Annotated in this window: 4 protein-coding genes and 1 pseudogene; 4 read left to right on the top strand and 1 reads right to left on the bottom strand. The window is 46.1% G+C overall.

Translation table 11 applies throughout. The features are described 5' to 3' along the window. The 3 genes from B7Y67_RS16830 to B7Y67_RS16820 form a co-directional block, all read left to right on the top strand. A partial coding sequence (locus B7Y67_RS16830) for a uracil-DNA glycosylase (RefSeq protein ID WP_293599612.1) occupies positions 1–571 on the top strand: 571 nt, incomplete at its 5' end. Between the two features lie 68 nt (positions 572–639). Next, positions 640–855 (top strand): antitoxin MazE family protein, encoded by a 216-nt coding sequence (locus tag B7Y67_RS16825; protein ID WP_293599611.1) that lies wholly within the window; start codon positions 640–642, stop codon positions 853–855. Further along, positions 852–1,178 (top strand): type II toxin-antitoxin system PemK/MazF family toxin, encoded by a 327-nt coding sequence (locus B7Y67_RS16820; RefSeq protein WP_215302398.1) that lies wholly within the window; start codon positions 852–854, stop codon positions 1,176–1,178. Before B7Y67_RS16825 ends, B7Y67_RS16820 begins: the two co-directional genes overlap by 4 nt. Here B7Y67_RS16820 and B7Y67_RS16815 read toward each other — a convergent pair. After that, positions 1,175–1,483, bottom strand: a complete 309-nt coding sequence (locus B7Y67_RS16815; RefSeq protein WP_293599610.1) for a hypothetical protein — start codon at positions 1,481–1,483, stop codon at positions 1,175–1,177. The genes B7Y67_RS16820 and B7Y67_RS16815 overlap by 4 nt on opposite strands. A 1-nt stretch (position 1,484) precedes the next feature. On the opposite strand from B7Y67_RS16815, the pseudogene B7Y67_RS16810 reads away from it, so the two are divergent. Next, positions 1,485–1,843 (top strand): annotated as a pseudogene (locus B7Y67_RS16810) (glutamyl-tRNA reductase); the annotation flags it as partial.

Genomic DNA, 1,843 nt, shown 5'->3' with positions numbered 1-1,843 from the left:
CCTGGGCCAAGATCCCTATCACTCCCCTGGACTAGCCCAGGGCTTGGCTTTTTCGATTCCCGGCAACATTCCAAGAAATTCTCGGCAATTTCCCAGCTCCTTACGCAATATCAGCAAAGCCCTGGTACTCGAGGGTTTTGGTGCTCTCCCCAATGGAGATCTCCACGGTTGGGCTGAGCAAGGCGTATTACTACTCAATACGGCTCTCAGCGTTAAATTGGGTGAGGCAGGCAGTCATACCAATCTTGGGTGGAAATCCCTTATTGATCGACTTATCGGGAATTTAGCACCCCAAAAGCCAAATCTAATCTGGATGCTTTGGGGTGGCCATGCTCAATCTAAGCTACCCCTGATTGAGATAGCCCCAGACCAATTGATTCTGCAATCCTCCCACCCTTCAGGACTGGGAGTCTACAAAACAGATCAGCCATTTCTACAGCCTGATGCAAAGGCAAGCTGCGGGCACTTTACTAAAGCTAATGAGTGGCTGATAAAAAAGGGTCTAGAACCAATTGCCTGGGTGGATAGCAATAATTTAATTGGATTAGACTTATTTTCTACGGGGGATTAACCTTTATGTTACATGTAACAAATAAATGAGTTAACATGTTACATGTAACATAAACAAAGAGCCTAGAAATGTCCTCAAATATCTCACTTCGAGTCCAAAAACACAGGCTTGCCTTAAGGGATGCTGGATTGCGCCCCATTCAAATATGGGTTCCAAATACCCAAGCGCCAGGTTTTTTTGAAGAGTGTCGTCGCCAATCAGCATTAGTAGCCAGATCCGATCGAGCAGACAAAGAATTAATGTCCTTCCTTGATGATGCATTAGCTGACTTTGATGAAGTATGAAACGTGGCAATGTAGTAACGGTTGCTATGCAGGGCGACTTTGGAAAGCCGAGACCAGCCTTAGTACTTCAGTCAGACGTATTTAGTGATATTCATGCAACGGTAACCGTTGCCCTGATTTCAAGTGAAATTGTGCAAGCTCCAATATTCAGACTTGATATTGAGCCCAATGAAACCAATGGGCTATCTCGGCCATCCCAAGTTCAAATCGATAAAATCATGTCAATTCGGAGTGAAAAAATTGGGTCCGTGATTGGTGAGCTCAATGACGTAATGATGGTGCGCGTTAACAGGGCGCTAGCTCTTTGGCTAGGATTGGCCTAAATAGCCTTCCTAGAAACTGCCGCATAAAGACAGCAAACAAGGCTGGAGACCACTATCGCACTGAGCCACTCCAGCATCTGACCAGATTGAAATAAGCCCGAAAATTGGCCGATATATGAGCTAGCCAGTGCGGCCAAGAAGCCAACTAAGGCTGTAATAAGAAATTTCTTAGATTTAAGCTTAATACGACGTTGCCCCGGATAAAAAAGTAAGGCAAATACGCCCGTTAAGCCGCCGATCACCAGAAAAGCTAAAAACCCCATTACCACCCCCATTGTTACTGCCATCAAATCTATAATCACCATTATGAAGTTGTTGACACTCGGCATCAATCATCACACAGCGCCGGTCGCCATTCGGGAGAAGGTCGCCTTCGACCCTGAGTTTCTTCAAGAAGCGTTGCACGATCTTCGCCAACATCTTGTTGGCGCGAATCAGGCTGGGTTACCTGAGGCCACAATTTTGTCGACCTGCAATCGCACTGAGGTGTATTGCGCTGCCAATGATGCAGATGCAGCGAGTCTTTTACATGAAGCGACTTTTGATTGGTTAGCAAAAACTCAACAACTTGCTCCAAGTAGTTTGGAGCCGCACATTTATTCACTACCGCAATCGGATGCGGTACGTCACGCTTTTAGGGTGGCCTGTGGATTAGATTCCATGGT

Source organism: Polynucleobacter sp. 35-46-11 (assembly GCF_002281105.1).
Note: the sequence above shows the minus strand (reverse complement) of the source record. Positions and strands in the feature narration are given on the sequence as shown.